3 protein-coding genes and 1 pseudogene are annotated in these 2,152 nt (G+C 61.1%); all 4 read left to right on the top strand.

The annotated features are described in order from the left end of the window. The first annotated feature begins 88 nt into the window (after nt 1–88). A complete protein-coding gene (locus tag AC5JJ6_RS10800) occupies nt 89–352 on the top strand; it encodes a DUF6398 domain-containing protein (RefSeq protein WP_496042036.1) in 264 nt (87 codons plus the stop codon). Between the two features lie 267 nt (nt 353–619). After that, nucleotides 620–742: pseudogene (locus AC5JJ6_RS10795) on the top strand (IS5/IS1182 family transposase); the annotation flags it as partial. Between the two features lie 204 nt (nt 743–946). Then, complete coding sequence (locus AC5JJ6_RS10790; RefSeq protein WP_496042035.1) at nt 947–1,423, top strand: helix-turn-helix domain-containing protein; 477 nt, start codon at nt 947–949, stop codon at nt 1,421–1,423. A 16-nt stretch (nt 1,424–1,439) separates the two neighbouring features. Continuing rightward, nucleotides 1,440–2,152, top strand: a 713-nt coding sequence (locus AC5JJ6_RS10785; protein ID WP_496042034.1) for a transposase, incomplete at its 3' end; no start/stop codon positions are given.

Genomic DNA, 2,152 nt, shown 5'->3' with positions numbered 1-2,152 from the left:
AATCCGCGCTACGGCCAACCCTTGCCTGCACAGCTAAAAATTGAAGAAGGGCAGAGAACGTCAGAGCGCTTTCCGGCTTGGCGCATAAATGCGGCTAGCCGATGTGTGCGCTGAATTCGGCGTCAGCCAAAGCACTGGAAGCGCCAAGGCACGCGCCATATCGGACACTCTGAAGCTGCATCCGGCCTTTGATCCCGAATGGACGCTGCCGAGCATGATGGACAGGAACCCGCTGGTCTGGATGGCCGAGATTAACGGCTATCTGGTGGACCTCCGCACCATGCCGCAGGAGGTGCAGGAGATTGCTTTCGAGAAGGGCCTGATCCCGTACATTCCCGACGATCAGACCTGACCGTTGCGGGCGTTGCGAGTTCTCGGATATTTTAGATATCCGCCTTGTTCGCTCTCGGTTCTCGGACCACATCATAGGCATGCCAGTGAGCTCCGAGACACAGTTCAATCTCTTTGACCGCCCACCCTCCCCGGTTGATAGCCAAGCATCCCGGCAGAATCGGCGTGCCCACCTCCCTGACCTTGTGCAGGGTGTCGGTTAGGTTGCCGACGAAGATCTGATCGACTTGATTCGTGTTGCCATTGACGAGGCGCGGAGGCGTGGGATTGGTTCGCCCGCTTCCGACGCATCGCCATGCGATACGAACGCCGCATCGACATCCTTGAAGCCTTCGATCACCTCGCCGCCGCCCTCATCACCTTCCGCTTCGTCCATGAATGGTTTTGTTAGGCACTTTTACATTTTACCACATGCGACTATATGATTGCGGCCATCCTCTGATCGGCAACGAGGTTGTCCTGAACGTCCTGCATTCGTTCAAAAATAGAACGCTAGTTCAGGCCGTCTGAAATGAGCAACCCACCTTGTCACAGCTTTTGGTAGCACCTGGGGCTTTCGGCGGGTGCTGTTAAGCTTGGTTCCAGGGATGTTATGATGACCGATCGCGATGCTGCGGAGGGAGCCATGGCGCGATCTGCTGAGCCCTTCGTGCTGAGTGCGGTTGAACGCGAGGAGTTGGACCGTCTGGTCCGGGGGCATTCGACGCCGCAGCAGGTGGCGCTACGCGCCCGGATCATCCTGCTGGCCGCCGAGGGGATCGGCAATCGGGAGAGTGCTCGCCGGCTGGGGGTTACGGTTCAGACAGTGCGGTGCTGGCGACGGCGTTGGGACGGCGAACCCGATCTGGCGCTGGCTGACCGACTGGCTGATGCGCCGCGTCCGGGGACGCCGCCGACGTTCACCGCGGAACAGATCTGCGGCATCGTGACCCTGGCCTGCGAACCGCCGGACGCCAGCGGGGTGCCGATCACGCACTGGAGCCAGAGTGCGCTGGCCGGCGAAGCGATCAGGCAGGGCCTGGTCGAGACGATCTCCCACGGCTCGATCGGGCGTTTTTTTAAGGGAGGCTGATCTCCAGCCCCATCGCGTGCGCGCCTGGCTGACGCCGGCACCCGATCCGGCCTTCGACACCAAGTGCGCCGACATCTGCGCGATCTACCACGCCGCCAAAACAGCGGCGATGGCCGGGGTGCGCACCGTCTCGCTCGACGAGATGACCGGCGTTCAGGCTCTGGAACGCAGTGCGCCGGGCTTGCCCCTGCGTCCGGACGCCGTTGAACGGCGGGAGTTCGAGTATGTCCGTCACGGCCCCCAGACCCTGATCGCCGGGTTCGACGTGGCGACCGGACAGGTGTTCGGCCAGATTGGCGACCATCGGTGCGAAAGTGATTTTGCGGCCTTCCTGGAAGGAATGCTCGATGGTGCCGCACCCGATGTTCAGTGGGAGATCGTGGCCGACAATCTGAACATCCACCTGTCCGAGAGCGTGGTCCGGATTGTCGCCCGCCGCTGCGGCGTCACGCAGGACCTGGGGCAGAAACACAAGCGCGGTATCTTGAAGTCGCGCGCCAGCCGGGAAACCTTCCTGCGCGATGCCGATCATCGCATCCGCTTCCATTTTACGCCGAAGCACGCCTCCTGGCTCAACCAGATCGAACTCTGGTTCTCCATTCTCGCCCGCAAGGTTCTGCGCCGCGGATCATTCTCCTCAACCTACGACCTCAAGGACAAGATCGACAGCTTCATCGCCTACTTCAATGAAACCCTCGCAAAGCCATTTCAGTGGACCATGAGGGGAAA

The sequence above is a fragment of the Skermanella sp. genome, assembly GCF_059503625.1.
The sequence above is the reverse complement of the archived record's forward strand: the minus strand, read 5'-3'. Positions and strand labels throughout refer to the sequence as shown.